We start from the raw sequence: 26,877 nt of genomic DNA on the forward strand, positions 1-26,877 counted from the left end.
CGCCCGGTTACATTCCGAACCCGGAAGCTAAGCCTCACAGCGCCGATGGTACTGCAGGGGGGACCCTGTGGGAGAGTAGGACACCGCCGGACTTCCTTTAAGATTAAGAGCCACCCAATGTTGGGTGGCTCTTTTTCGTTAACGCGCAATGCGTGCACCACGCGCGCGTGCCCCGAGCAACGAGCATGCGCTATCTTCCCGCGGTCAACGCAGTCGGATGGTCACCATCGTGCCGGCGCCTTCGACTGAGCGGATCGAGACGTCACCGCCATGGCGGCGCACGACAGTCGCGACCAAGGTCAGACCGATCCCGGAACCGCTGATGTCCCGTGCGTTCTGCGCTCTGGCCAACTCGTCGAATACCGTCGGCAGTTCGGCCGCGGGCACTCCGCGCCCGGAGTCGGCGACCTCGAGCACGGCGCCGCCGTTGTCCTCCCGAAGTCTGACTTCGATAGGACCCGCATCCGAGTACTTCGCGCGAACGGTACGCCAAGTGTCTTCGCCGAGAGGCTGCGCCGGCGCCGATGCGTTGGCTTTGCCGACTTGCGCCGCGCCCGCCGTCGCGCGGATCGCTGTGAGCGGGTTCTTCAGTTCATGGTCGATACGGGCGAGGAACCGCTGGTGATTCTCGCGTTCATGGTGTGCTGTGCTGTGCGGTGTGCGCGGAAGTCATGAGCTGAGCGTATCGAGCGGGTGTCGCAGTGGTGTGGCAACGATGTCGCAACCTTGCGACACGGATGCTTCGGCCGTCAGCCTCGCATGCCGACGCCCGCGCGACGCAGGCGATCGGCGATGAGGATGCCGAGAGCCGTGGCGCCGACGCAGCTGGCGAGCGTCAGAGCGAAGAATCCGATCTGGACCCAGAGCACCTGAGCGCCGAGCTGGAAGAACGCCCACGCGAACAGGGGGTAGACCAAGCCGAGCACGATCGCTCCGGCGTAGTGCTGCCAGGTGTGCCAGTACCGCCACAGCACGACCAGGAAGGGCAGCTCGGCGAACGCCGCCCACGACACGTTCGAGACGACGCTCATGTATCCAAAACCCGAGATCGGCATGAGCACCAGGCCGGAGAACAGTCCGACGAGGATGCCGACCAACGGCTTCTTCAACAGGCGCAGCGCGACGACCGAGGGCAGCAACCAGAGTCCCGCGATCGCGACGGAGAACAGCGGCTCCGCCGCCAGGATGCCGGTGGAGAGCCAGTTAGCCGGTGCGAGCAGCACGGCGCCGGCGACACCGAGCGCCGCGCAGGTCAGCAGCAGCGCCGTCGGGAAACGGGACCGCTTCTTCGTCGTCGGCTGCGGGGAGGCGACGGCATCCGTTCCGCTCATCGCAGCGGCTCCGCAGCCACGTCGCGCGCAGCTTTCGAGGCGGGTGATGCCGCGCCGATCTTCCAGTATCCGCAGAAGCTGACGGCGTTCTTGTCGACACCGCGCTCTCCGACGAGGTGCTTGCGCACGCCCGAGGCGAGTGACTGCTCACCGGCGGCGTAGGCGTGGAAGGGCGCGGCGGGCAGCTCGAGCTCGGCGAGACGCCGCAGGGCGAGGGCGCCCGGCTGCTCGTCGTGCGGGCGCACGATCCATTCGACCGTGAGCCCTTCCGGATGCGGGAAGGCGAGAGCATCCTCTTCGGACGGCACCTCGATGATCGCCGTTCCGGTCGCCGTCGAGGGAATGGATGCCGCGATCGACGAGATCGCCGGCAGCGCCGTCTCATCGCCGACGAGAAGAACCCGGTCGGTGCCGCGCTCGGGGTTGAAGGTCAGCCCTTCGTCGATGATGAGCACGTGTTCGCCCGGCGCGCACGTCTCGGCCCAGCGCGATGCCGGACCGGCGGTCCCGTCGGCGGCCGATCCGTGCAGCACGAAGTCGACGTCGATCTCCGCACCGCGCTCGCCCTCGGCCGACCGGTATGCCCGCACGCTGTAGTTGCGCATGACCGGCCGCTCGCCGTCGGGGATGCGCAGGAACTTGAGGTATCCGAACATCCTGTTCGCCTTCGCGGGCACCCGGTCGAGGCCGGCGTCACCGCCGATCGGCAGGAACAGGCGGAACCACTGATCGAACCCCATCGGGCGGAACTTCTCGACCTCGCCGCCGCCGAGAGTCACCCGGATCCAGTGGGCCGAGAGCTTCTCGGTGCGCAGCACCGTGAGGTGCAGGAGCTCTGCGGATTCGGGCTTGACGAGCTTGCTGAACGCCATGCGATCGCCTTTCGGAAACGGTTCGGGGAGAGGATCAGGGCAACTGCCAGGGGAAGAACGCCACGAGGATCGCTGCGGACGCCGCGAGGCTCAGAGCGATGAAGATCGTGTCGCGCGTGCGGAACGGCACGAGGTGCCGCTCGGTGCGGGTGGGGTGGGCGCCGAAGGCCCGGGAATCCATCGCGAGCGCCACGCGCTCGGCGTGGCGGATCGCGCCGGCGAGCAGCGGAACGATGTACCCCCAGCCGCGCGCGATGCGGGCGAACGGGCCGCGCCCACCGTGGTGCCCGCGCACGCGATGGGCGGCGCGGATGACCGAGAGCTCATGGCCGAACCGCGGCACGAATCGGAATGCCGCCAGGGCGGTGTAGCCGATGCGGTACGGCACGCGGAGTTGCTGGATGCTCGCACGCACCAGGTCGGGTCCGGTCGTGGTGAGGCCGCCGGTCAGCGCCAGCGCGATGATCGCTCCCAGACGCAGAGCGGTGGCGAAACCGAGCTGGAGGGCCCCGCTGTACAGGGTCCAGTCGCCGATCTGCACGACCGGCGCCGTGCCGTTCACGAGCGCGGTGTCGACCCAGAGCGAGAAGCTCACACCGATCACCGCCATCCCCAGCGGAAGCACGGCGAGCAGCACGAGCAGACGCCACGTGATGCGCGCGCCGATGAGCAGCAGCAGATAGGCGATCACCAGGAAGGCGGCGGGCGTCGCGAGATCGCGCACGAAAACGAGGAAGACCATCGCCGGCGCGAAACCGGCGATCTTCGCGAGCGGGTTCAGGGCGTAGAGGAACTGATGCCGTGAGGTCACCGTCATCGTGGCGTACGGATCGAAGGCGGTGGTGCTCATGCCTCGGCCCTCCGCTCGCGGGCGGAACCGTTCCCCGCGAGGATGCGCTGCAGAGCAGGCAGCCGCAGGCCGGCGTCGGTGAAGATGCGCTCCTCGCGGAACAGCTCGGCCGTCGGGCCGAACGCCCGCACGCGTCCGTCGGCGAGCACGACCGTGTGCGTCGTGTGCTCGGCGACGAGCTGCAGGTCGTGGGTGACGATGACGATCGTGGTGCCCTCTGCACGGAGTCCCTGCAGCAGCGCGAGCAGCTCGGTCGCCCGCGCGCGGTCCTGGCCGAAGGTGGGCTCGTCGAGCGCGAGCACGCGGGGCCGGGTGATCAGCGCCGTCCCCACCGAGAGGCGGCGCTTCTCGCCACCCGACAGCAGGAACGGATGCACGTCGGCCTTGTGCTCCAGCCCGAAGCGCTCGAGCATCTCGGTCACGCGCTCGGTGATCTCGGCATCCGCCACGTGTCGCAGGCGCAGGCCGTGCGCGAGCTCTTCGAAGACCGAGTGCGCGATGAACTGGTGCTCGGGATTCTGGAAGACGAACCCGATGCGCGCGGCGATGTCACGCGGAGACGCGCTGCCCGGATCGATGCCGTCGACGTCGACCCGGCGCTTGGGCGGCGCGACCACGCCCGCCAGCGCCTGGATCAGGGTCGTCTTGCCGGCACCGTTCGCGCCGACGATCGCGGTGAGGCTGCCCGGTTCGAGATCGAGGTCGATGCCGTGCAGGATCTCGGTGCGACCGCGTCGCACGGTCAGGCCGCGGGCGCGGATGATCGGGTCGACGGTCGTGGACGCCGCGGCGGGCGCATCGACCGAGGCGGATGCCGGTGGCAGCTGCGCGGCGAGCTCGTCAGGAGTCAGGGGGAGGGGATCGAAGCGGATGCCCTCGTCGCGCAGTCGCAATGCCGCCAGCGTCGCCGCGGGCAACCAGACGCCCATCGCGACGAGTTCGTCGGTGTGGGTGCGGATGATCTCGGCGACCGGTCCGTCGAAGGCGACGCGGCCCTCGCGGTCGAGCACGATGGTGCGCGTGACGAAACCCATCGCGGCATCGAGGTTGTGCTCGACGAGCAGGATCGCGCGGTCCCCCGCCGCGATCACATTGGTGAGTGCCGCGTAGACGTCGTCGATTCCCTGCGGGTCGAGGTTGGCGGTCGGTTCGTCGAGCACGATCAGCGGAGAGCCCATCGCGAGCGCGCACGCGATCGCGAGGCGCTGCCGTCCGCCGCCCGAGAGTCGGTCGGGGTTCTCGACTCGGCGCTCCCACAACCCCACGCGGCGCAGGGAGTCCTCGGTGCGGGCCCGCACCTCGTCGACCGGCAACCGCAGGTTCTCCGGACCGAAGGCGACCTCGTCGTACACGGTGCCGGTGACGATCTGCGCATCCGGATCCTGGAAGACCATGGCGACGCGCGTGCTGAGCTCGGCGGTCTGCGCGGATGCCGTATCGACGCCGCCCGCCTCGACCGTTCCCGTCATCGTGGCGGGCAGAGCGTGGGGGATGAGGCCGTTCAGCGCGAGCGTGAGCGTCGACTTGCCCGACCCCGAAGGCCCCAGCAGCAGCACGACCTCGCCCGGGTGGATGTCGAACGTGACATCGCGCGGCGAGGGGTGCGCGGCATCCGCGTGTGTGAGAGAGACATCACGCACGCGGAGAAGAGGCGTGGATGAGCGCACAGCGGAACCCCGGGTCGGTGGATCGTACTGTTCTAACTTAGCCGAGCCTTACCTTCGTCGGTAACGTGCGCCGGTAGTCGCTACCGGATGAGGCTGTTCAGGGCCTGTTCAAGGTCTTCGCCGACCTGGTGGCTGAGCTTTCCTTCTTCCAACGTCGTGCCTCCCTGGAAGTAGAACTTGTAGTTCTTCTCTGACGTGCGCAGCGAGAAGTACGCAACAGGCGCCCACTTATTCTCATATCCGGTGATCGATGAGAGCGGCAACGCGAACAGGGTCTCGCTGGTCTTGTGGATGACGAACCGAATACTTTTGGGGGTGAGGATGAGAGTGCCAGGCTTCGCTCCGACCGGCGTGAATGCGAGCTTGAGTAGTAGCGCCGGCACTTCGTAGATGGCATCGCCCGAGAGCGCAGCAGAATCCGGAATATTAGTCACATCCTCCAGCTTACGAGGGAGCCCGGCGATGACGGGGACTCAGCGGCGGGCGACGCCGGCGCGGGTGAGCGCGGTGCCGATCGCGAGACCGACGGCCGTCCAGGCGATGGGCCCGAGCACCGAGATCGCCAGGTACGTGATCTGCGCCCACAGCGGCATGGTGCCCAGGTGCGCGGCGAAGAACACGGCGACGGCCACGACGACGCCGATCAGCGCGGCCGAGATGAAGAACCGCCAGGCGCCCCAGGCGCGGTAGCGGGTCAATGCCGCGACGCCCTCCTGGATCGCTCCGAACAGCAGCGCCGTGCCGATGAATCGCAGCGCCCACGCCGGGTTGAACGCGCTCGCGACGAGCGCGGCGATCAGGTGCGTGATGAGCGCGACGAACGGCCGGCGCAGCACCTCCTGCGCGACGATCCCCGGCAGCACGTGCGACCCGAGTACAAGCCCGTAGAGGAACAGCAGCGGACTCGCGAGAAGCAGAGGAGTGACCCAGCCGGCGATGCCGCCGATCAGCCCCGTGGCGACACCGATCGCCGCGCAGATCAGCAGGACGCGCGTCGGCAGGACAGGGGTTCGGGCCACGGCTCCAGCCTACTTGCGCGGATGGGGCGGATGCCCCGCCCGGCGGCCGTGCAAAACCCTCGGCGCAGCATCCGTTCGTCGCATCGTCTGCGCCGCTCGTCGCACGGCATCCGCTCCCACCCTTCGACCCCCGCGCGTGCTTCCTAGCGTGGGAGGACGCAACGATGCGCACCCCGAGGAGAACCCCATGACCGCACCTTCGTCGCGCCGCCGCGACGGCGCTGGACTCGTCGACGACGAGCCCGTCATCGTCACCGACCCGGATCTTCCCCCGGTCGCCCTCGCCGAGGAGCACCACCGGAAATCGAGCCGCTGGACACTGCCGAAGATCCTCCTCTGGGTCGCGATCGCCCTGCTGGGCGGCGTCGCCTGGGTGATGCTCGCCGTCGTGCGGGGCGAGACCGTCAACGCGATCTGGTTCGTGTTCGCCGCGGTCTGCACCTACCTGATCGGCTATCGCTTCTACTCGAAGGTGATCGAGAAGTACATCACGCGACCCGACGACCGTCGGGCGACACCCGCCGAGGTGAAGCAGGACGGCAAGGACTACGTCCCCACCGATCGCCGGGTGCTCTACGGCCACCACTTCGCCGCCATCGCCGGCGCCGGTCCGCTCGTCGGCCCCGTGCTCGCCGCGCAGATGGGCTACCTGCCCGGAACGATCTGGATCATCGTGGGCGTCGTGCTCGCGGGTGCTGTGCAGGACTACACAGTGCTGTTCTTCTCGATGCGCCGCGGCGGCCGCACGATCGGTCAGATGGCGCGTCAGGAACTCGGCAAGATCGGCGGCACCGCGGCGATCATCGCCTCGCTGCTCATCATGCTGATCATCGTCGCGATCCTCGCGCTCGTCGTCGTCAACGCGCTGGGCGAAAGCCCCTGGGGCGTCTTCTCGGTCGCGATGACGATCCCGATCGCCATCTTCATGGGCATCTACCTGCGCTTCCTGCGCCCGGGCAAGGTCACCGAGGTCTCGATCATCGGGTTCGTGCTGCTGATGGCCGCGATCATCGGCGGCGGCTGGGTCGCCGGCACCGACTGGGGCCAGGCGATCTTCCACCTCGACCGCACCACGATCGCCTGGGGCATCATCATCTACGGCTTCATCGCCGCAGTTCTTCCCGTGTGGCTGCTGCTCGCCCCGCGCGACTACCTGTCGACGTTCATGAAGATCGGCGTGATCGTGATGCTCGCGGGCGCGATCATCCTCGTGCGCCCCGAGATCACCGTTCCCGCTGTCAGCGTGTTCGGCGAGAACGGGATGGGTCCCGTGTTCGCCGGACCCCTCTTCCCCTTCCTGTTCGTGACGATCGCCTGCGGAGCGCTCTCGGGCTTCCACGCCCTCATCGCCTCCGGCACGACGCCGAAGCTCGTCGAGAAGGAGCGCCAGACGCGCTTCATCGGCTACGGCGGGATGCTCATGGAATCGTTCGTCGCGATCATGGCGCTCGTCGCCGCGATCTCGATCGACCAGGGCATCTACTTCGCGATGAACGCGCCGTCGGCGGTGACGCAGGGCACCGTCGAAGGGGCGGTCGCCTTCGTGAACTCGCTGGGCCTGACCGGGGTGAACCTCACACCCGAGATGCTCACGAGCACGGCCGCCGCTGTCGGCGAGGAATCGATCGTGTCGCGCACCGGTGGCGCCCCGACGCTCGCCCTCGGACTGGCGCACATCATGCAGCAGGCCCTCGGCGGGCAGGCGCTCATGGCCTTCTGGTACCACTTCGCGATCATGTTCGAGGCGCTGTTCATCCTCACCGCGGTCGATGCCGGCACCCGCGTGGCCCGCTTCATGCTGCAGGACTCGATCGGCGCCTGGTTCCCGAAGTTCCGCGATGTCTCGTGGCGTCCCGGTGTGTGGATCTGCACCGCGATCATGGTGGCCGGGTGGGGAGCGATCCTCATCCTCGGCGTCACCGACCCGCTCGGCGGCATCAACACCTTCTTCCCGCTGTTCGGCATCGCGAACCAGCTGCTCGCCGCGATCGCGCTCGCCGTGATCATGGCGATCGTCGCCAAGCGCGGTCGCAGCTACATCAAGTGGCTGTGGATCATCGCTCTGCCCCTCGCGTTCACCGCCGTGGTCACCGTCACCGCGTCGCTGTACAAGATCTTCTCGCCGGTCCCGGCGATCGGATACTGGGCGAACCACTTCCGCTACCTCGAAGCGCTGAACACCGGCGACACCTCGCTCGGCGAACGTGACGTGCTCGAGGCGGTCATCCGCAACACGGCCGTGCAGGGAACGCTCTCGATCATCTTCGTGACCCTCGCGCTCGTCGTCATGATCGCGGCGGTCGTCGTCACGATCAAGGCGATCCGCAACGGCGGCGGCGAGAACACCGAAGAGCCGGTGGTCGCCTCGCGCCGCTTCGCCCCGGCCGGCTTCCTGCCGAACGCCGCGGAACGCGAGCTCGAGAAGGAGTGGGAGCCGATCCTGGCCGACGAGCGCAAGGCATCGAGCCACTGACATGGTGATCGATCGGACGGATGCCGCGCCCACGCCGCTGCGTGCACTGCTCAGTGCCGTGGCGCGGGTGGGACGCGGCATCCGCTGGTACATGACGACGCTGATGGGCGACACCGCCTAAGCGACCTACGTCGCCCATCACCGTCGCCACCACCCCGACGAGGAGCCCATGACGGAACGCCAGTTCTGGCGGCAGCGGATGGACGACCAGGATCGCAATCCCGGTGCCCGGTGCTGTTGACCCTTCGTCTCGCTTCGCTCGCTCAGGAACCACGCAGCGACGAGACGAAGGGTGCCTAGGCTGATCCCATGACCGACGTGGTTCTGGCGGCTGTGCTGGGAGTGGTGGGCGGCATCGTGCTGACGGTGCTGCTGCTGCTCGCGCGCCGTCTCGCCCGCGGCACGACCGATCTCGGCAGCGAGGCCGAGCAGGCGGCGCTACGGGCGCTGCACCATGCGAGCCTCGCCGCGCCGCATCTGCGAGCGGGTCTCTCGGCGCCGGAGGTCGTGAAGGCGGCCCGGCACCTGCGGGTGCTGCTGGGGAGCGCTGCCGTCGCGATCGTCAGTGACGACGACACCGTGTCGGACGACGGAGCGACCGACGGGCTCGAGGCGGCGGCGGTGCGCATCGCGGCGCAGGTCCGGGAGTCGGGGCGACGTCAGGTCTTCCCCTCGCCGGCACGCGACGACCATCTCGAAGGCGTCGGGGCTCCGATCCTCGTCGACGGTCGCGTGATCGGAGTGGTCGTGGCGTTCGCCGCCCCCGTGCGGGCGGGGCTCGTGCGGGCCGCCGAAGAGGTCGCCGACTGGTGCGCGGCACAGGTCGAGCTGGGCGGACTCGACGCCTCGAAGACCCAGCTCGCCGAGGCGGAGCTGCGGTCGCTGCGCGCGCAGATCTCTCCGCACTTCATCTACAACGCCCTCACGGCGATCGCCTCGTTCATCACGACCGACCCGGCCAGGGCGCGCGATCTCGTGCTCGAGTTCGCGGACTTCACGCGGTACTCGTTCCGGCGACAGGGCGAGTTCACGACCGTGGCGGAGGAGCTCGGCAGCATCCACTCCTACCTCGAACTCGAACGCGCACGGTTCGGTGAGCGACTGCGGGTGACTCTGCAGATCGCCCCGGAGACGCTGGCCACCGTGATCCCGTTCCTGTCGGTGCAGCCACTGGTCGAGAACGCGGTACGGCACGGTCTGGAACCGGGTGAGGGCGGCGGTGAGATCAGGATCGCCTCGCGCGACGACGGCACGCACACCGAGATCACCGTCGAAGACGACGGCATCGGAATGGATCCGGATGCTCTGCGCGCCACGCTCACCGCCGGCGACGACGGCGTGCACGTGGGCCTGCGCAACGTCGATACCCGGCTGCGCCAGCTGTACGGTGCCGACGGCGGTCTGGTCGTCGAGACGAACACGGGCGCGGGTACCCTGGTGCGCATGCGGGTGCCGAAGTCGCAGCCGCTCAACGATCCCGATACTGCTGAGGTGCGGTCATGATCGACGTGCTCGTCGCCGACGATGAGAGGCCAGCGCTCGACGAGCTCGTGCACCTGCTGCGCACCGACGACCGCATCGGCGACATCCTCACCGCGACGACCGGCGCCGATGCGCTGCGTCAGCTCTCCCAGCGCGCGGTGCGCATCGCCTTCCTCGACATCCACATGCCCGGCCTTCTGGGCACCGAGCTCGCGCGGGCGTTCCTCTCGCTCGCCGAACCGCCCGCCGTCGTCTTCGTCACGGCCGATGAGGCGCGCGCCGTCGAGGCGTTCGAGCTGCGCGCGGCCGACTACCTGCTCAAACCGGTGCGCACCGAACGCCTGCGGCGCGCCGTCGACCGGGTGCTCGAACTGGGCGACACGGGGACGGATGCCGACGACGAGGTGCTGCCGGTGTCGGTCGGATCGACCGTGCGGTTCGTGCATCGTCGCGACATCCGTTGGGTGCGGGCGCAGGGGGACTACTCGCGACTGCACGTCGACGACGGCACCGGCTACCTCGTGCGCATCCCGATCTCCGAACTCGAAGCGCGCTGGTCGGATGCCGGGTTCCTGCGCATCCACCGCTCCTCGCTCGTACGCACGGCAGCCGTCACCGAAGCTCGGCTGTCGGGTGGCGACCCGTCGGTGTCGGTCGGCGCGGTCGTGCTGCCGGTGAGTAGACGGCTCGTCGCCGCAGTACGAGAGGCACTCGTGCGCAGCGAGGGGGCGGGATGACCGAGGCGCCGAAGCGGGTGCGCGTGACGGCGGATGCTCCGCCGCGCCGACCGTCGACGTACACCCGCGGGATCGCCCTGCCGGGTTCGCCGGTCGACGAGGCCGATGCGGTCTACGCGCGCGCCCTCATGCGCAGCCAGTTCCGACTGGCGCTGGGCACGGTCGCGGGCTTCGTTCTGGTGGTCGTGGCCATGGCGCTGACGATCGCGCTGATCCCCGAGATCGATCGCATCGTGGTGTGGGGTCTGCCGCTGTCGTGGCTGCTGCAGGCATTCGCGTTCTATCCGGTGATCCTGGTGTTCGCCGTGCTGTACGTGCGCACCGCCGCACGCAACGAGCGCCGCTACCGCGCTCTGCGGGATCGCGAATGAACGCGGTGCTCGACCTGATCGGCGTCGCGCTGGTCATCATCGCCACGCTGCTCATCGGCGTGTACGGTCTGCGCATCTCCCGCACCACGAGCGACTTCTTCGTCGCCTCCCGCACCGTGCGCCCGGTCTGGAACGCCTCGGCGATCAGTGGGGAGTACCTGTCGGCGGGCACCTTCCTCGGGCTCTCCGGTCTCGTGCTGCTCGACGGGGCGCGCGGCTTCTGGTTCCCGATCGGATACGCCGCCGGCTACCTTCTGGTGCTCGCCTTCGTCGCCGCGCCCCTGCGGCGCAGCGGCGCGTACACGATCCCCGACTTCGTCGAGGCGCGTCTCGAATCCATCGGCGCTCGCCGCGTGACCAGCCTCGCCGTGCTCATCATCGGATGGCTGTACATCGTGCCGCAGCTGCATGGCGCGGGCATCACGCTGGTCGTCGTCGCGGGTCTGCCGGAGTGGGTGGGGGCGGTGACGATCGCGGTGCTGGTCGCGGCGGCCGTCGCGGCCGGTGGGATGCGCGCGATCACGTACGTGCAGGCGTTCCAGTACTGGCTGAAGCTGACCGCGCTGCTCGTTCCGGTGGTGTTCATCGCCTTCGCGCTGAGCGGCGGACCGCACGACTTCGACCCGGCGCTGGTCTTCCCCGCCGAAGCAGGACCCTCGGGTTTCGACGCCTACGAGACGGCATCGCTGCTGCTGGCGCTGCTGCTCGGAACGATGGGCCTTCCCCACGTTCTCGTGCGGTTCTACACGAGCCCGACCGGAGTCTCGGCGCGACGCACGACCGTGATCGTCATCGCGATGGTGAGCGCGTTCTACGCGGTCTCGAGCACCATGGGCCTGCTGGCGCGCATCGCCGCCCCCGACCTGGCGGTGCCCGGCCTCGCCGACACCGTGGTGCTGCAACTGCCGTCGCGTGTCTTCCCCGGACCGGTCGGCGAGCTGTTGACCGCGCTCATCGTCGCCGGCGCGTTCGCCGCGTTCCTCGCGACGTCGGCCGGGCTCGTGGTCTCGCTCGCGGGTGTGATCAGCCAGGACGTCTTCTCGGGGTCGGTGCGCTCGTTCCGTCTCTCGGCCGTGCTGTGCACGGTGGTGCCGCTGGCGATCGCGCTGCTGACGGTGCCGGCCGGCCTCGTGTCGAGCGTCGGCATCGTGTTCGTCGTGGCGGCGTCGACGCTGTCACCCGTCGTGCTGCTCGGCGTCTGGTGGCGCGGACTGACCGCGCGCGGTGCGGTCGCGGGGATGGTCTGCGGCGGAGTCGCGTGCGGCCTCGCGCTGCTCGTGCACGCCGCGGTCGACGGCGTGGGAGTGGCGGCGCCGTATCTCGCTCAGCCCGCCGCCTGGACGATCCCGCTGGCCACCGGAGTCACGGTGGTGGTGTCGCTGCTCGACCCGCGGGGGCCGTCGCCCCGCACCGATCGGTTCCTCGCGCGGGTGCACACGCCCGAGCGGGCGTGAGAGGTCGACCTCCCTGGTCGTGACCACTCGCATTCGGGAGGAGATCGGCACTCGGGAGGGAGCATCCGTCTCTTTCATCCTCCCGACGGCAGATCTCCTCCCGAACGACGGACGCCGCGCCGCGGTGAGCCGGCGGGTCAGAGTTTGCGGCTGCGCGGCATGAGGCGCACAGGCGGCAGCGGCGGGGCGGGGATGCGCACGTCGTGGCCGTCAACGGAACCGAAGCGGACGGATGCCGCCTCCCAGTCTTCGCGCGCCTCGGCGATCTCGTCGTGGCTGCGGCCGGCGAAGTTCCACCACATCACGATGTCGTCGTCGAACGGTTCGCCGCCGAGCAGGAAGAGCAGGGCACCCTCGGTGCTCTGCACCTCGACCTCGTCGCGCGAGTCGCCGAGGTAGAGGGTGTCGTTGCGGGCGAGCGGATGCCCCGCCACCTCGGCGTCGCCCTCGACGAGCATGAGCGCGTGCTCCCACTTCGCCCGCAGCGGCAGGCGCACGCGGGTGCCGGCCGGGATTACGATCTCGGCTCCGACGATCGGGGTGTGCACGGTGGCGGGCGATGCGACTCCGGCGAATTCGCCGAGCACGACGGTGGCCGAAGCATCCGCTCCCGTGTCGGCCGTGACCGTGAGCGCGGGGAGTGCGGTGTGCTGTTCGAAGCCGGCGGCGCCGTGGCGGGCGGACTCGGGCAGCACGACCCAGAACTGCAGGGCGTCGAGGGGGATCGGCTCGTCGCCAATCGAGTATTCGGAGTGCGAGATGCCGTTGCCGGCGGTCATGAGGTTGAGCTGACCGCGACGCAGGTCGGCGTCGCTGCCGAGCGAGTCGCGGTGACGGATCTCGCCGACGAGCGGCCAGGTCACCGTCTGCAGCCCGATGTGCGGGTGGGGTTCGACGCGCATGCGGGTGTCGGCCGGACCGAAGCGGTCGAGGAAGCACCAGGCGCCGATGGTCGGCAGATTGCGGTGCGGGAGGGCGCGCAGCACGTTCATGCCGCGAACCCCGCCGAGGGGTACCTCGCGCGGCTCAAGGACGAGGCGTCGCTGGCCGATCATCGGACTCCCGGCCACCGGATCTCCGCGCCTTCGATCTCGTGAGTCTCGAGGTACCGGGCGATGTACGGGCACAGCGGCACGATCGCCTCGCCGCTCTTGGCGACATCGGCCAGGGCGTAGGCGGCGAGCTTTCCGGCCAGGCCCTGCCCCTGGAACGACGGGTCGACCTCGGTGTGCGTGAAGCGCACAGCGCCGTGCCGCTCCTCGTACTCCGCGAAGCCCGCGAGCGCGCCGTCGGAGTGAATCTCGTAGCGCGAGGCGTCGGCGTTGCGGGTGACGGAGATGTCGGTCATCGGATGCTCCTTCGGGCGTGTGGTTCAAACCTACGCCCGGTCGGGGACACCGGCGTCGGCTCAGAGCACTGGCAGGGCGATGCGGATCACGACGTAGGCGATGAGGGCACTGACCAGCAGCGCGGCGATGCCCGCCGCGGGGAGCCACCAGGCGCGCTCCCACCGGCTCGTCCGCAGCACGAATGGCACCATGACCGTCACGAAGAGGATGCCGTCGAAGACGAGGAAAGCGAGGCCGGCGGTCCAGCTCGTGGTGGTGTCGCACGCGTCGCCGCATGCCGCGGCTCCGAGGTGAACTGTGGATAACTGCAAAGGGTGTCGGTCGTCCGTGTGACGATCTCCAAATGGAACAGGAGCTGATACCCGACGACTACGCCGCCACGCTGGAGGCCCTGAAGCATCGTGTTCAAGGGGCCCGGCTGCGCGTGCAGCGGAAGGCGAACAACGAACTGCTGCATCTCTGGTGGCAGATCGGGCACACGATCCGAGCCCGGAAGTCGGCGGAAGCGTGGGGCACCAAAGTGCTCGATCGACTGGCTGGAGACCTTCGCGCCGAGTTCCCCACTATGCGGGGCTTCTCCGCTGCGAATCTCCGATACATGCGCCGCTTCGCCGAAGCCTGGCCCGACGCCGAAGCAATTCGCCAACAAGCCGTTGGAGAATTGCCCTGGGGGCACGTGATCGAGCTTCTCGACAAGCTCGACGATCAAGATCTGCGCGAGTGGTACGCCGCCAAAGACGTGCATCACGGGTGGAGCCGTGCGATCCTCGCCCATCAGATCACCACCGGCCTGCACGAGCGCGAGGCTGCAGCACCTACCAACTTCGATGCGGCGCTCGCCCGCGCGGACTCGGATCAGGCGCAGGAAATCATGAAAGACCCCTACGCTCTGCAGTTCCTCGCGATCGGCGGCGATGCGTCCGAGCGCGAACTCGAGCAGCGACTGGTGGATCGGATCCTCGAGACGATGCGAGAGCTCGGCCCCGGTTTCGCGTTCGTGGGGCGCCAGGTCCACTTCGACATCGACGGCGACGACTTCTACGTCGACCTCTTGTTCTTCCACGTCGAGCAGTTGCGCTACGTGGTGATCGAGCTGAAGACCACGAAGTTTACCCCCGCCGATGCCGGTCAACTCGGCTTCTACGTGGCGATCGTCGACGACAGGCTCCGCGTTCCCGCCAAGCATCAGCCCACGATCGGGATCCTTCTCGTCGCGGGCAAGAGCGACACGGTCGTCCGCTACGCGCTGGCCTCCACGACGCAGCCCGTCGCGGTGAGCAGGTATGAACTCACCGAGGAAGCGCAGAAAGCTCTACCTGAGGAAGCGGCGATCACTCGAGCATTTGAAGCGGAGCTTGCCCGGCACCCCGAAGAGCGGTGACCAGTTCTGTGGAGAAGAACCTCCGAGGTCGGTGGGGATGGTTACGCTGGAGGGATGCCCCAGACTCCCCGTGACCCGTACGCGGATCTGCCGTACGCAGACGAGCCGTGGGGCGACGGCTGGGAGCCGACCGAGGCGCCCGAGCCGATGGACTGGGAGCCGCAGGGTGCCGGTTTCGAGCCGCCCCTCGACTGGGGTCCCGGGCCGACGACGCCGGTGTCGCCGCCGGTGATGACGGCATCCGCTCCGGCGACTCGCCAGGCGACGCCGAGCCGCTACCCGACGGCGCGCGAGGCCCTGCACACCGTCTTCGGGTACGACGCTTTCCGGGGAGACCAGGCCGACATCGTCGACCAGGTGATCGCCGGGGGCGACGCCGTGGTGCTGATGCCGACCGGTGGCGGAAAGAGCATCACCTACCAGGTGCCGGCCCTCGTGCGCGAGGGCACGGGCCTGGTGATCAGCCCTCTCATCGCGCTCATGCACGACCAGGTCGACGCATTGCGGGCGAACGGCGTCAACGCCGCCTACCTGAACTCGACCCAGGCCTCGCACGAGCGCGCCGAGGTCGAACGCGCGTATCTCGCCGGTGAGATCGACCTCCTCTACGTCGCCCCCGAGCGGCTGTCCAATCGTCAGACCACGGCGCTCCTGCAGCGCGGCACGCTCAGCGTGATCGCGATCGACGAAGCCCACTGCGTGTCGCAGTGGGGCCACGATTTCCGTCCGGACTACCTGGGGCTGGGCGATCTGGGCGAGCGCTTCCCCGGTGTTCCGCGCATGGCGCTCACCGCCACCGCCACGGCGGCGACGCACAAAGAGATCACCGAGCGTCTGCAACTCGGCACCGCGAAGCACTTCGTGGCCAGTTTCGACCGCCCGAACATCCAGTACCGGATCGTTCCCAAGGTCGACCCGCGCAAGCAACTCGTGTCGTTCATCAAGTCGCAAGATCTGTCGGCCGTGGCCGGCGGTCAGCCGGCGGGAATCGTCTACGCGCTGAGCCGCAAGTCGGTCGAGCAGACGGCCACATACCTCGCCGCTCAGGGCCTCGATGCGCTGCCCTACCACGCGGGTCTGCCGGCCGAGGTGCGCGCGGCGAACCAGTCGCGCTTCCTCCGTGAAGACGGGGTCGTCATGGTCGCCACGATCGCCTTCGGCATGGGCATCGACAAGCCCGACGTGCGGTTCGTCGCCCACATCGATCTGCCGAAGTCCGTCGAGGGCTACTACCAGGAGACGGGTCGCGCCGGTCGCGACGGCGAACCGGCGGTGGCGTGGATGGCCTACGGACTCGGCGACGTCGTGCAGCAGCGACGTCTCATCGACCAGAGCCCCGGCGATCGCACGTTCAAGATGCGCATGGGGCAGCACCTCGACGCCATGCTGGCCCTCTGCGAGACCGTCGAGTGCCGTCGGCAGAACCTGCTCGGGTACTTCGGGCAGGACTCCCAGCCGTGCGGCAACTGCGACACGTGCCTCGAAGAGACCGAGACGTTCGACGGTCTCGTGCCCGCGCAGAAGCTCCTCTCGACGATCGTGCGCCTCAAGCGCGAACGCAATCAGTCGTTCGGTGCGGGGCACCTCATCGACATCCTGCGTGGCGCATCGACCGAGCGCATGCGTCAGCAGGGGCACGACAAGATCGCGACCTACGGCATCGGCGCCGATCTCTCCGATCAGGATTGGCGCAGTGTCGTGAGGCAGTTGCTCGCCCGCGGCATCCTCATGGCCCAGGGGGAATACGGCACCCTGGCTCCCGGGGAACAGGCCGCAGCCGTGCTGCGCGGCGAGATGCAGGTGCCGCTGCGCAAAGACACGATCGGTCGCGCCACGACGACCCGAGCGCGCAAGTCCACCTCGGCCGATGCCGTCGATCCGGCCGACCGGGCGCTCTTCGAAGCGCTGCGCGTCTGGCGAGCGGAAACCGCCCGTGACCTGGGCCGCGCCGCATACATGGTGTTCGGAGATGCCACGCTGCGAGCACTCGCGGAGCATCGCCCGAAAGCCCTGGCAGACCTCGAGGGCATCACCGGTATCGGAGAGAAGAAGCGGGAAGCCTTCGGCGATTCCGTGCTCGCCATCATCGCCGCGAACTGACCGATCACTCTCGCTGACGCGGCGCTGAATCCGAGCGCCGACGCGCCTCCATGCCGATGACAGACGGCGAACGGTGTGTTCGTTCTGCGCCATATTCCGGTTTCGACATATCCGGAAGGCCTAGACATTCCTGTGAGTCTGCCGTAGAACATCTTCTACTTGCGCTCGGTCGGCAACGTTGCCGATTCCTGGGGGGGCCTAGTGATGACGGACCTAGTCCAGATCACGGGAGGGCAAATGTTCAGTACGGAGAGGACGACTCTGCGGAAAAGCAGGGTCGTAGCGATCGCCGCGGTCACCGCAGTGGTCGTCGGAAGCGTGATGGTGCCGGCCGTTGCCACGGCCGCACCGGGCGATGAATCCGCGTCCAGTTCACGGTTCCTGAGCGGCAGTCTGCTGCTGGGAGGCGTCTCGCTCGACAGCGTCGTGGCGCTTCGGGGGGTGCAGACCACCCACGACGGCGTCGATCCGTCACCGCACACGTCGACGGGCTCGCTGAACCTCACCGCGTTGAACGCGCTGAGTCTCGGCATCCCGAGCGGTCTCAGCGTTCCGCTCTCGAACTTCCTCTCGCTCGGGGCGGTGAACCAGTACTCGCAGTCGACCAACGCGGGCACCTCGCGTGCGGCGGCCGGAGCCGTGAGCGACAACGGCATCATCGACACCACAGGAACCGGCACCTACCCCTCGAACGCGTCGTTGAACCTTCAGGGGCTGCTCGGCTCGACCGTGACCGGCGTCGTCGCAGACCTCGACGTGACCCTCAGCGCGATCAGCGCCGAGGTCGCCCTCGCGGCCGACGGATCGGTGGCGCGCGACTACAACGTCGCCGGAGGAAACCTCAGCCTGCAGCTTCCCGCCGTCGCAGGGTTGACGAACACCTTGACCGGCGCCGGGGGAGTCGCCGCTACCGTCGATGCGGCGGTCGGGACCCTCACCGGGCCGAACGGCCTTCTCGCCGGCGCACTCGCCAGCCTCAACACGCTTCTCGCCCCGATCGTCGGCAACCCCAATCTCGACATCACGATCCAGACGCAGGTGAACCAGGCACTCAACACGCTCCTGGACACTCCCCTCGGCGACGGAATCGTCACCGTCAACCTGCGCACGGGTGTGGTGTCGGCGAACCTCGACGCGCTGCTGACGAACACCACCAACCGCGGACTCAACAGCCTCAACGTGAACGAGGAGGTGCTGTCGGCGCCGGTGCTCACGAACCTGATCACGCGCGTCGGCACGCTGCTGAACACGGTGCCGAACCTCGTCAGGACGACCCTCACGACCACGCTCAATGCGGCGACCCTGAACATCTCGGGCACGGTCTGCCTGGTCGGCACGGGGGCCACCTGCTCCACCGGATTCCCGGATGTGGGAACCGGAATCATCATCTCGGTGCCGAACCAGACGCTCGGCAGCATCGTCGCGGTCCCGCCGACCGCGTCGGCGACCATCACGGTCAAGGCCGCCGGGTTGAATGTCCCGATCTCGCTCGGAACGCTTTTCGGCGCGTTGGCCACACCGATCAATAACGCGCTGTTCGGCACGAACGGTGTCGTGAACGCCGTGGTGCCCACGGTCACGAACGCCGTCACCGGCATCATCACTGCGATCGCCCCGGCGGTCACGCTGCTCAACGGTGTCGTCTCGCTTCGCGGAAACGTGCGACCGAGTAACGGGCCGATCTACAGTCAGGAGGCGTTCGTGCTCACGGTCGGCGCGATCGCCGGCGGTGGAGGTGTGGGCACGATCGTGCTCGCCCATGCCCAGGCCGGACCCAACGCGCTGGCACCGACGATCTCGGCGACGAGCCCGGTGAAACCCGGGCAACCCAGCACCGTCACCTCTGCCGGCTGGCCGGCGACGACCGGTGTCACGCTGCAGCTCGAGAACGAGTCCGGCGAGGCGGTCGGTGCCCCGGTGGCGGTCACGACCGACGCGAGCGGCAACTTCCCGGCAGGGACCACGATCACGGTTCCACCCACCGCGCCCGCCGGCAACTACACCGTTACGGCGACCGGCAGCGGCGACACGGTCGCGGCGCCCCTGGTCGTCGAGCCCTACGCGCCGACGGTGTCGGCCACCGGCCCGATCCAGGTCGGGCAGAGCACGACGCTCACCTCGGGCGGGTGGCCCGCGAACGCCGAGGTCACGTTCCAACTGGAGGCTCCGTCCGGAGCATCCGTCGGTTCACCGGCCATGGTGACGACGAACGGTTCGGGCGCGATCCCGGCAGGAACCACACTCACGGTGCCCGCCGGCTCTCCGGTGGGCGAGTACAGCGTGCTCGGTGAGGACGAATTCGGCAACACCGCGACCGGAACGTTAACGGTCCTGGCCGTGCCCGGTACTCCGGTCGTGACGGCCTCGGGGCCGGTGAAGCCCGGTCAGACGACGACGATCGCCTCGGGCGGATGGCCTGCCGAGACCATCGTCACCTTCCAGCTCACCGAAGAAGACGGCACTCCTTTCGGAACGCCGGTGTCGGTGACGACGGATACCGAGGGCAACATCCCGACCGGCACGACCCTCGCCGTTCCGTCGACGACCGTCCCGGGCGACTATGTCGTCGTCGGCGAGACCGATGACGGGCTGACCGCCGAGGGATCGCTCGTGGTAGTGCCGTGGACGCCGACGGTGGCCGCATCCGGTCCGGTGAAGCCGGGGCAGACGACCACCGTGACGTCGGGCGGATGGCCGCCTCTGACCGAGGTGACGTTCCAGCTCGAGAACGCCGACGGCGACCCGATCGGCGCACCCGTGACGGTGCCGACGGATGCTGACGGCGCGATTCCGGCCGGTACGACGCTGACCGTTCCGGCCGATGCTCCGGCTGGCGATTACACCGTCATCGGCACCGACCCCGACGGCAACAGTGGCGACGACGAACTCCTCGTCGCGCCCTGGGCTCCGACGCTCTCGGTGACGAGTCCGGTGGCGCAGGGGGCCACCACCACCATCACCTCCGGTGCATGGCCGCCCCTCACCGAGGTCACGTTCCAGCTGGAGAACGCCGGCGGAACGGCGGTCGGCACGCCCGTGACCGTCACCACCGACGAAGACGGGAACGTCCCCGCGGGGACGACCCTCACCGTGCCGGCAACGGCAGCGCCGGGCGACTACACGGTCGTCGGTACCGACGAGACCGACAACACGGCGGATGCTCCGCTCGTCGTCGAAGCGGCCGGCACCGACACCGATCCGGTGACGGATCCCGGTACGGATACGGACCCCGGTACTGACCCGGGAACGGACACCGACCCGGGAACGGACACGGATCCCGGAACGGATCCCGGAACGGATCCCGGTACTGACACGGACACCGACCCCGGTACGGATACGGACCCGGGAACGGATCCTGGTACGGACACGGATACCGACCCTGGCACGGATACGGACCCCGGTACGGATACGGATCCCGGTACGGACACGGATACTGACCCGGGAACGGATCCCGGTACGGACACCGACACGGATACTGACCCGGGAACGGATCCCGGTACGGACACCGACACGGATCCAGGAACCGACCCCGGCACCGATACCGACACGGACCCCGGTACGGATACGGACCCCGGTACCGACCCGGGAACGGACCCCGGCACCGACACCGACACGGACCCCGGTACGGACACTGATCCCGGAACGGATCCCGGTACGGACACCGACACCGACCCCGGCACGGATACTGATCCTGGTGCGGACCCCGGTACGGACACGGACCCCGGCACGGACACGGACCCCGGTACGGACACGGACCCCGGAACGGATCCTGGTACGGACACGGATACCGACCCCGGTACGGATACGGACCCCGGTACCGACCCGGGAACGGATACTGATCCGGGAACGGACCCCGGCACGGACACGGATACTGACCCGGGTACGGATACGGACCCCGGTACCGACCCGGGAACGGACCCCGGCACGGACACGGACCCCGGTACGGACACCGACACGGATCCTGGAACCGACCCCGGCACCGACACCGACACGGACCCCGGAACGGATCCTGGTACGGACACCGATCCCGGAACCGACCCAGGTACGGATACCGACCCGGGAACCGACCCAGGTACTGACACCGACCCCGGCACCGACACCGACACGAACACCGACACCGGTACCGACACGGGCTCCGAGCTCGGCATCACGATCCGCTATCCGGTTCGTGAGCCCGGCCAGATGCAGTCGGCGACGGGCACCGGGTTCCAGCCGGGCGAGGTGGTGACAGGTGTCATGACGTCGGACCCGGTCGCACTCGGAACGCAGATCGCGAATGCGGCGGGCACGGTGACGTTCACCTGGACGATCCCGGCGAACGTCGATCTCGGCATCCACACAGTGACGCTCACCGGGGCAGAGTCCGGGTCGATCGCGATCCAGTTCCGCGTGGTTCCGGTTCCGGCCGGCCTGGCGACGACGGGTGGTGATCCGGGACCGTACCTCGCCTGGGGCGCGATGCTGCTCCTGATCGGGGCCGCGCTCGCCGCAGGGTCGCAACGGAGGCGGGCGACGGTGACGTCGAAGACGTAGACCGTCGACACGGTGGTACCCGGGGCCCCCGCCCCGGGTGCCACCGCACGTCTCCGCCACCGGCTCGAGCAGAGGACGCAGATGACCACGACGTCGATGAAGGCCAAGCCGATTCCGACGGCGGCGAAGGCCGCCAGTGCCATGGCGCTGCTCCTCGCCGCAACGCATATCGCTCTCACCGCCGTCTACAACGTGCCGTCGTCCGACGTGAAGTACGGGGCCTTGCCTGGGCACACGGCGGATGCGTACATCCGCCCGTACTTCGTGCAGGACTACCGGATCTTCGCCCCGGATCCGGCCAGCTCCGATCGCAATCTCTGGGTGCGTGCCTGGGTGCAGACGCCGGAGGGCGACCGGGTGGAGACGAAGTGGGTCGATGTCACGGCCATCGAACTGGCCGAGCCGTATCGGCGGGTGCTGCGCAAGCAGCTCACGGTGATCGGTGCCGAGCAGTTGATGACCGCGTACGGAAAGCTCACGTCCGAGCAGAAGCAGATCGCGGAGAAGAACTTCCACGACTCGGGTGACCTCGCCGCCCTGAACGAATCGCTCCTCGCCGCCGAGGGCGCGAACCCCGTCGACGTTCGTGCGTTCATCCGCGCCACGAACTACACCGTCTCGTATGCGACTCAGGCGGCGCAGGCGCTGTGGTCGGACGACGGCGAGATCCTCGCCGTGCAGACCCGGTCGGTCTACAGTCCGGTGATCCGGTGGGAGGACCGGTTCGATCCGGATGCCGTGCGGCCGGACTCCTCTTATACGCAGCTCGGCTGGCGGCCGACGCTCGAATGGTCGCAGCAGAGCAACGAGGCGTTCGCGCGCACGTTCCTGCACTGGGCCGACGCGGCGGGCGTGAGCGGTTCGTTGACGGGTGAAGAGGAGGATGCCGGATGAGCGCCGTCACCCGAATCTGGGACTCTCTTCTGCAGTGGCTGCTCGATCGACGCCACGCCACCTACGGTCTCGCCGTGATGCGCATCGGGTTCGCCGCTCTCACGATCGTCAGCATCCTGCTCTATCTGCCGGACTACTCCTATACGTTCGGCGAGGGATCGCGCTGGGGGGAGGCGCAGTATCGGCCGAGTGGGGTGAACGACTACATCTGGCCGATCTCGCTGCTCTTCTCCCGCAGCGATCCCGATTGGCTCACCTACCTGAAGCTCGCGGTGCTCCTCGCGGTGGCCGTCGCCTATCTGCTGGGTTGGCGGATGCGGATCATCTCGCCGTTGTTCGTGATCCTGTGGCTCGGCTACGCCTCGACGAACCCGCTGGTGTTGAACACCGGGCACTACCAGACCTTCCGCGTGATGCTCCTCTTCCTGCTGCTCGCCGACACCTCGCGGCGCTGGTCGCTCGACGCCCGCCGTCGGCGGATCACCGGGACGGAGCATCCGCTCGCCCTGCGCGGGCGCACCCTGCCCCGGTGGGTTCCGGTGCTCGCCAACAACACGGCGGTCATCCTGATCGGTGCGCAGCTCTGCATCATCTACATCACCAGTGCGCTCTGGAAGCTGCAGGGGACGATGTGGACCGAGGGCATCGCCGCCTATTACCCGCTGCGTCTGGAACAGTTCATCCTCATCCCCTGGCTGAACGACATCGCCTGGCAGGTGACGCCGGCGATCCTGATCGCCTCGTGGATGAGCGTCTACATGCAGTTGCTGTTCCCGCTGACTCTCCTTAATAGGTGGACGCGGATCGTCGGGCTGATCGCGATCACCGGCATGCACGCCAGCATCGGCATCCTGATGTCGCTGCCGTTCTTCTCGCTGGTGATGATCTTCAGCGACATGATCTTCGTGCGCGACGTCACCTGGCGGCGGGCGCAGACATGGGTGCTCGCGCGGTGGCGAAGGCGGGGGACTGTGAGCAACCGACAACGACGAGAGGGCACCACCCGCGCTGAGGTTGGAGATGATGAACAGACGGCTTCGCCCGAAGTTGTCGGAGTCCTACCATGAGAGCAACCCCACTTCTTCTCTGAGAGGAACGCTCATGGTCGACGCAGCCGTCCGCCCCACGAAGAGCCCGATCGCCGAGGCCACGAGCCCGACGTTCGACGTCTCGCGAGTCAACGACCTCCTGATGGGAACGTGGGGTGACACCCGGCGGCAGGCGCGCGAGATGATCAAGGACTCCGCGTTCTGGCGCGACGACAGCCTCGGCAAAGACGCGCACCGCGAGCGCGTGCTCGAGCAGCTGCACCTGCTCGTCGAGAAGAAGGCCGTGCACCGCGCCTTCCCGAAGTCGCTCGGCGGCGAGGAGAACAACGGCGCCAACATCGCCGGATTCGAAGAGCTGGTTGTCGCCGACCCCAGCCTGCAGATCAAGTCGGGTGTGCAGTGGGGTCTGTTCGGCTCGGCGATCCTGCAGCTGGGCACGGCCGAGCACCACGAGAAGTGGCTGCCCGGCGTGATGGACCTCTCGATCCCCGGCGCGTTCGCGATGACCGAGATCGGCCACGGCTCCGACGTCGCGGCCGTCGGCACCACGGCGACCTATGACCCCGACACCGAGGAGTTCGTCATCCACACCCCGTTCCGCGGGGCGACGAAGGAGTACCTCGGCAACGCCGCACTGCACGGCGTCGCGGCGACGGTGTTCGCGCAGCTCATCACCAACGGCGTCAACCACGGCGTGCACTGCTTCTATGTGCCGCTGCGTGGTGAAGACGGCAACGACCTGCCCGGCATCGGTCGCGAAGACGACGGACTCAAGGGTGGGCTCAACGGCATCGACAACGGTCGCCTCAGCTTCGACCACGTGCGCGTGCCCCGCACCAACCTGCTCAACAAGTACGGCGACGTCGCTGCCGACGGCACCTACTCGAGCGCCATCGACAGCCCCGGCCGCAGGTTCTTCACGATGCTCGGCACCCTCGTGCAGGGCCGCGTGTCTCTCGACGGCGCGGCGTGCTGGGCATCCGCTCTCGGACTTCAGATCGCGATCACCTACGCGACCCAGCGTCGCCAGTTCGACGGCGCAGACGGCCAGGAGGTCGTGCTGCTCGACTACGGCAAGCACCAGCGCCGCCTGTTCCCGCGCCTCGCGACGACCTACGCGCAGATCTTCGCCCACGACGAGTTCCTGCAGAAGTTCGATGGGGTGTTCTCGGGTCGCACCGACACCCCGAGCGACCGCGAAGACCTCGAGACCCTCGCGGCGGCGCTCAAGCCGCTGTCGACCTGGCACGCGCTCGACACCCTGCAAGAGGCACGCGAAGCCTGCGGTGGTGCCGGATTCATGTTCGAGAACCGTCTGGTCGGGCTGCGGGCCGACCTCGACATCTACGTCACCTTCGAGGGCGACAACAACGTGCTCCTGCAGCTCGTCGGCAAGCGTCTGCTCACCGACTACGCCAACCAGTTCAAAGGCAAGGATGCCGCGGCCATCGCGAAGTTCGCCGTCGGCATGACCGCGGGCAAGCTCTTCCACGGCGCGGGTCTGCGGCAGTTCGGTCAGGCCGTCGCCGACCTCGGTCAGGTGTCGCGCTCGGTCGAGAACGGCCTGCGCGAAGAGCAGCAGCACGAGCTGCTCGCCGACCGCGTGCAGCAGATGGTCGCCGACATCGCCGGACGCCTGCGTCCGGGTGCCAAGGACAAGGCACTCGGCGCTCGCCTGTTCAACGAGAACCAGGCCGAGCTCATCGAGGCGGCCCGCGCGCACGGCGAGCTGCTGCAGTGGGAGGCATTCACCGACGCGGTGCGCTCGATCGACGACGAAGACACCAAGAAGGTGCTCACCTGGCTGCGCGACCTCTTCGGCCTGCAGCTCATCGAGAAGCACCTCGCCTGGCACCTCATCAACGGCCGCCTGTCGACGCAGCGCGCCGCCGCGGTGTCGCGCTACATCGATCGGCTCTGCGCGCGGCTGCGTCCGTATGCGCTCGACCTCGTGGGCGCCTTCGGTTACGAGCCCGAGCACGTGCGCGCTCCGATCGCCTCGGGTGCCGAGAAGGTGCGCCAGGACGAGGCTCGCGCGTACTACGCCGAGCTCGCCGCATCGGGCGAGGCGCCGATCCAGGAGAAGGCTCTCAAGGCCAAGAAGCGCTGAGTGGCGCGTCGTTCATAACTCCTCAAAGTAGACCCGATTCGTGCTGATCAGGCCTGACCGGGGTCGGATCGCGGGTGGTTCTGAGGAGTTATGAACGCGAGCCCTCGGCGCCCGGCGCCGGCGGGTAGGGCGGCACGGCCGGCGACTGCATGCCCGGGCCGACTCCGGTCCCCGGGAAGTACTGCGCCGGAGACGGCGGGTAGATCGGGTCCTGCTGCGGCGGGTCCCCGTCGGTCGGCCCGACCGCGGGCGTGACCGGCGCGAGTCTGGCCTGCGCGCGCACCCGCAGCAGCACCGCGGTGAAGGCGAGGTAGATCAGGGCGGATGCCGTGCCCGCACCGAGCAGCAGCAACGTCGACAGCAGGGTGCTGAGTTCGCGGGGCAACCCGAAGAACACAGACATCAGGTCGCCGGGCAGCACGATCAGCACGCTCAGCACGAGGAGGGCGACGGCCGGGAGTACGAGCGCGAAGGGCGACCACCGCGTCACGCCCACGCCGGCGACGATCAGCGCGATGCCGACCACGACAGCTGCCGCGGCATCCGGCTGCAGATCGAATTCGAACCGCTGGAACGACATGAGTGTTCCGCGCCCGAGTCCCCAGGCCAGCAGCCATGCGCCTCCGGCGAGCAGGATCGGCGCGAGGACGATGCCGACGGCACCGAGCGCGGCACCCTTCGGCTCGGGTCGTCGTCGCACCAGCGCGATCACGAGTCCCATCGTGCCGAGCACCGCGAAAACCAGCAACGGGACGCCATAGATGAACGTGTCGATCACTTCGAGGGGGAGCTGCACCACCCGGGTCACGCCCATGAGAGCGGCCGGGAAGACGGCGAAGACGAGGGGGATCAGCGCGAGCGCACCGACGGCGAGCAGGCCGGCAGAACTCCAAATGCCGGTGAGCACCACGATGATCAGGAGCAGGATGCCCGAGACCTGCAGCAGGAGTGGCCCGCCGATCTGGCCGAGGTCGATGTCGGTGCGGGCGTATCGGAAGAAGGACAGCACCCAGGCTCGTCCGCCGGCGGTCAGCAGCCCGACCCCGATCGGAGTGAGGACGAGTGCGATGGCGATCGTGATGAGTCGTGCGGGTACGGATGAGCGGCGCATGGGACTTCCCTCCAGAGTCTCGTGCCCACCGTATCGACTCGGCGCAGGTCGCGGAAGACGCGATAGTCGCGGGTATGAGCTTTTCTCTGGCGGC

At 68.4% G+C, this 26,877-nt stretch carries 22 protein-coding genes, 1 rRNA gene and 1 pseudogene; 13 read left to right on the top strand and 11 right to left on the bottom strand.

Translation table 11 applies throughout. The features are described 5' to 3' along the window. A 5S ribosomal RNA gene (gene rrf / locus ACIOSY_RS17480) occupies positions 1 to 92 on the top strand; the annotation flags it as partial. A gap of 112 nt (positions 93 to 204) precedes the next feature. Here rrf and ACIOSY_RS17485 read toward each other — a convergent pair. The 7 genes from ACIOSY_RS17485 to ACIOSY_RS17515 all read right to left on the bottom strand — a co-directional run bounded on the left by ACIOSY_RS17485 (position 205) and on the right by ACIOSY_RS17515 (position 5,739). Continuing rightward, entirely contained in the window at positions 205 to 603 is a 399-nt protein-coding gene (locus ACIOSY_RS17485; RefSeq protein ID WP_400855520.1) for a sensor histidine kinase, read from the bottom strand. 146 nt (positions 604 to 749) lie between these two features. Beyond that, positions 750 to 1,331: an ECF transporter S component gene (locus ACIOSY_RS17490; protein ID WP_400855464.1), complete on the bottom strand. Its 582-nt coding sequence runs from the start codon at positions 1,329 to 1,331 to the stop codon at positions 750 to 752. Continuing rightward, positions 1,328 to 2,203 (bottom strand): siderophore-interacting protein, encoded by an 876-nt coding sequence (locus ACIOSY_RS17495; protein ID WP_400855466.1) that lies wholly within the window; start codon positions 2,201 to 2,203, stop codon positions 1,328 to 1,330. Before ACIOSY_RS17495 ends, ACIOSY_RS17490 begins: the two co-directional genes overlap by 4 nt. A 34-nt stretch (positions 2,204 to 2,237) precedes the next feature. After that, a complete protein-coding gene (locus tag ACIOSY_RS17500) occupies positions 2,238 to 3,053 on the bottom strand; it encodes an energy-coupling factor transporter transmembrane component T family protein (RefSeq protein WP_400855467.1) in 816 nt (271 codons plus the stop codon). Further along, entirely contained in the window at positions 3,050 to 4,720 is a 1,671-nt protein-coding gene (locus tag ACIOSY_RS17505; RefSeq protein ID WP_400855469.1) for an ABC transporter ATP-binding protein, read from the bottom strand. Before ACIOSY_RS17505 ends, ACIOSY_RS17500 begins: the two co-directional genes overlap by 4 nt. Before the next feature lie 80 nt (positions 4,721 to 4,800). After that, entirely contained in the window at positions 4,801 to 5,154 is a 354-nt protein-coding gene (locus tag ACIOSY_RS17510; RefSeq protein WP_400855471.1) for a hypothetical protein, read from the bottom strand. Between the two features lie 39 nt (positions 5,155 to 5,193). Next, positions 5,194 to 5,739: an ECF transporter S component gene (locus ACIOSY_RS17515; protein ID WP_400855472.1), complete on the bottom strand. Its 546-nt coding sequence runs from the start codon at positions 5,737 to 5,739 to the stop codon at positions 5,194 to 5,196. 187 nt (positions 5,740 to 5,926) lie between these two features. On the opposite strand from ACIOSY_RS17515, the gene ACIOSY_RS17520 reads away from it, so the two are divergent. The 6 genes and pseudogenes from ACIOSY_RS17520 to ACIOSY_RS17545 all read left to right on the top strand — a co-directional run bounded on the left by ACIOSY_RS17520 (position 5,927) and on the right by ACIOSY_RS17545 (position 12,256). Continuing rightward, positions 5,927 to 8,212 carry a carbon starvation CstA family protein gene (locus tag ACIOSY_RS17520; RefSeq protein WP_400855473.1) on the top strand — a complete coding sequence of 762 codons (2,286 nt, stop codon included), beginning with the start codon at positions 5,927 to 5,929 and terminating at the stop codon, positions 8,210 to 8,212. A gap of 1 nt (position 8,213) precedes the next feature. Next, positions 8,214 to 8,453: pseudogene (locus tag ACIOSY_RS17525) on the top strand (YbdD/YjiX family protein). Positions 8,454 to 8,521: 68 nt separating this feature from the next. After that, on the top strand, positions 8,522 to 9,715 hold the full coding sequence (locus ACIOSY_RS17530) for a sensor histidine kinase (protein ID WP_400855474.1): 1,194 nt from the start codon (positions 8,522 to 8,524) through the stop codon (positions 9,713 to 9,715). Beyond that, positions 9,712 to 10,431: a LytR/AlgR family response regulator transcription factor gene (locus ACIOSY_RS17535; protein WP_400855476.1), complete on the top strand. Its 720-nt coding sequence runs from the start codon at positions 9,712 to 9,714 to the stop codon at positions 10,429 to 10,431. Before ACIOSY_RS17530 ends, ACIOSY_RS17535 begins: the two co-directional genes overlap by 4 nt. Further along, the gene (locus tag ACIOSY_RS17540; RefSeq protein ID WP_400855477.1) at positions 10,428 to 10,802 is read left to right on the top strand and encodes a heavy metal transporter; all 375 of its coding nucleotides are present in this window, start codon (positions 10,428 to 10,430) and stop codon (positions 10,800 to 10,802) included. The genes ACIOSY_RS17535 and ACIOSY_RS17540 overlap by 4 nt, the downstream gene beginning before the upstream one ends. Then, complete coding sequence (locus ACIOSY_RS17545) at positions 10,799 to 12,256, top strand: cation acetate symporter (RefSeq protein ID WP_400855478.1); 1,458 nt, start codon at positions 10,799 to 10,801, stop codon at positions 12,254 to 12,256. The genes ACIOSY_RS17540 and ACIOSY_RS17545 overlap by 4 nt, the downstream gene beginning before the upstream one ends. 137 nt (positions 12,257 to 12,393) lie before the next feature. Here ACIOSY_RS17545 and ACIOSY_RS17550 read toward each other — a convergent pair whose 3' ends face one another. The 3 genes from ACIOSY_RS17550 to ACIOSY_RS17560 are packed head-to-tail and all read right to left on the bottom strand — an operon-like array spanning position 12,394 to position 13,916. Next, entirely contained in the window at positions 12,394 to 13,311 is a 918-nt protein-coding gene (locus tag ACIOSY_RS17550) for a pirin family protein (protein WP_400855522.1), read from the bottom strand. Next, on the bottom strand, positions 13,308 to 13,604 hold the full coding sequence (locus tag ACIOSY_RS17555) for a GNAT family N-acetyltransferase (protein WP_400855480.1): 297 nt from the start codon (positions 13,602 to 13,604) through the stop codon (positions 13,308 to 13,310). Before ACIOSY_RS17555 ends, ACIOSY_RS17550 begins: the two co-directional genes overlap by 4 nt. Positions 13,605 to 13,664: 60 nt before the next feature. Next, positions 13,665 to 13,916, bottom strand: coding sequence for a hypothetical protein (locus ACIOSY_RS17560; protein ID WP_400855481.1), 252 nt, complete (start codon positions 13,914 to 13,916; stop codon positions 13,665 to 13,667). 32 nt (positions 13,917 to 13,948) lie between these two features. Here ACIOSY_RS17560 and ACIOSY_RS17565 point away from each other — a divergent pair, with 32 nt between their 5' ends. The 6 genes from ACIOSY_RS17565 to ACIOSY_RS17590 all read left to right on the top strand — a co-directional run bounded on the left by ACIOSY_RS17565 (position 13,949) and on the right by ACIOSY_RS17590 (position 25,672). Continuing rightward, the gene (locus tag ACIOSY_RS17565; protein WP_400855524.1) at positions 13,949 to 14,986 is read left to right on the top strand and encodes a YhcG family protein; all 1,038 of its coding nucleotides are present in this window, start codon (positions 13,949 to 13,951) and stop codon (positions 14,984 to 14,986) included. Between the two features lie 54 nt (positions 14,987 to 15,040). Further along, on the top strand, positions 15,041 to 17,086 hold the full coding sequence (recQ, locus tag ACIOSY_RS17570) for a DNA helicase RecQ (RefSeq protein WP_400855483.1): 2,046 nt from the start codon (positions 15,041 to 15,043) through the stop codon (positions 17,084 to 17,086). 321 nt (positions 17,087 to 17,407) lie between these two features. Next, positions 17,408 to 21,619, top strand: coding sequence for a choice-of-anchor G family protein (locus ACIOSY_RS17575; protein ID WP_400855485.1), 4,212 nt, complete (start codon positions 17,408 to 17,410; stop codon positions 21,617 to 21,619). Positions 21,620 to 21,700: 81 nt separating this feature from the next. Further along, complete coding sequence (locus ACIOSY_RS17580) at positions 21,701 to 22,513, top strand: DUF5819 family protein (RefSeq protein ID WP_400855486.1); 813 nt, start codon at positions 21,701 to 21,703, stop codon at positions 22,511 to 22,513. Next, positions 22,510 to 23,580, top strand: a complete 1,071-nt coding sequence (locus tag ACIOSY_RS17585; protein WP_400855487.1) for an HTTM domain-containing protein — start codon at positions 22,510 to 22,512, stop codon at positions 23,578 to 23,580. The genes ACIOSY_RS17580 and ACIOSY_RS17585 overlap by 4 nt, the downstream gene beginning before the upstream one ends. Positions 23,581 to 23,614: 34 nt before the next feature. Further along, positions 23,615 to 25,672 (top strand): acyl-CoA dehydrogenase, encoded by a 2,058-nt coding sequence (locus tag ACIOSY_RS17590; protein ID WP_400855488.1) that lies wholly within the window; start codon positions 23,615 to 23,617, stop codon positions 25,670 to 25,672. Positions 25,673 to 25,760: 88 nt separating this feature from the next. Here the strand turns inward: ACIOSY_RS17590 and ACIOSY_RS17595 are convergent, their stop codons facing one another. Further along, positions 25,761 to 26,783, bottom strand: a complete 1,023-nt coding sequence (locus ACIOSY_RS17595) for a hypothetical protein (RefSeq protein WP_400855489.1) — start codon at positions 26,781 to 26,783, stop codon at positions 25,761 to 25,763. Positions 26,784 to 26,877 lie beyond the last annotated feature (94 nt).

Origin of the sequence: Microbacterium sp. NPDC087665 (genome assembly GCF_044743285.1) — a bacterium.
Taxonomy (GTDB): domain Bacteria; phylum Actinomycetota; class Actinomycetes; order Actinomycetales; family Microbacteriaceae; genus Microbacterium.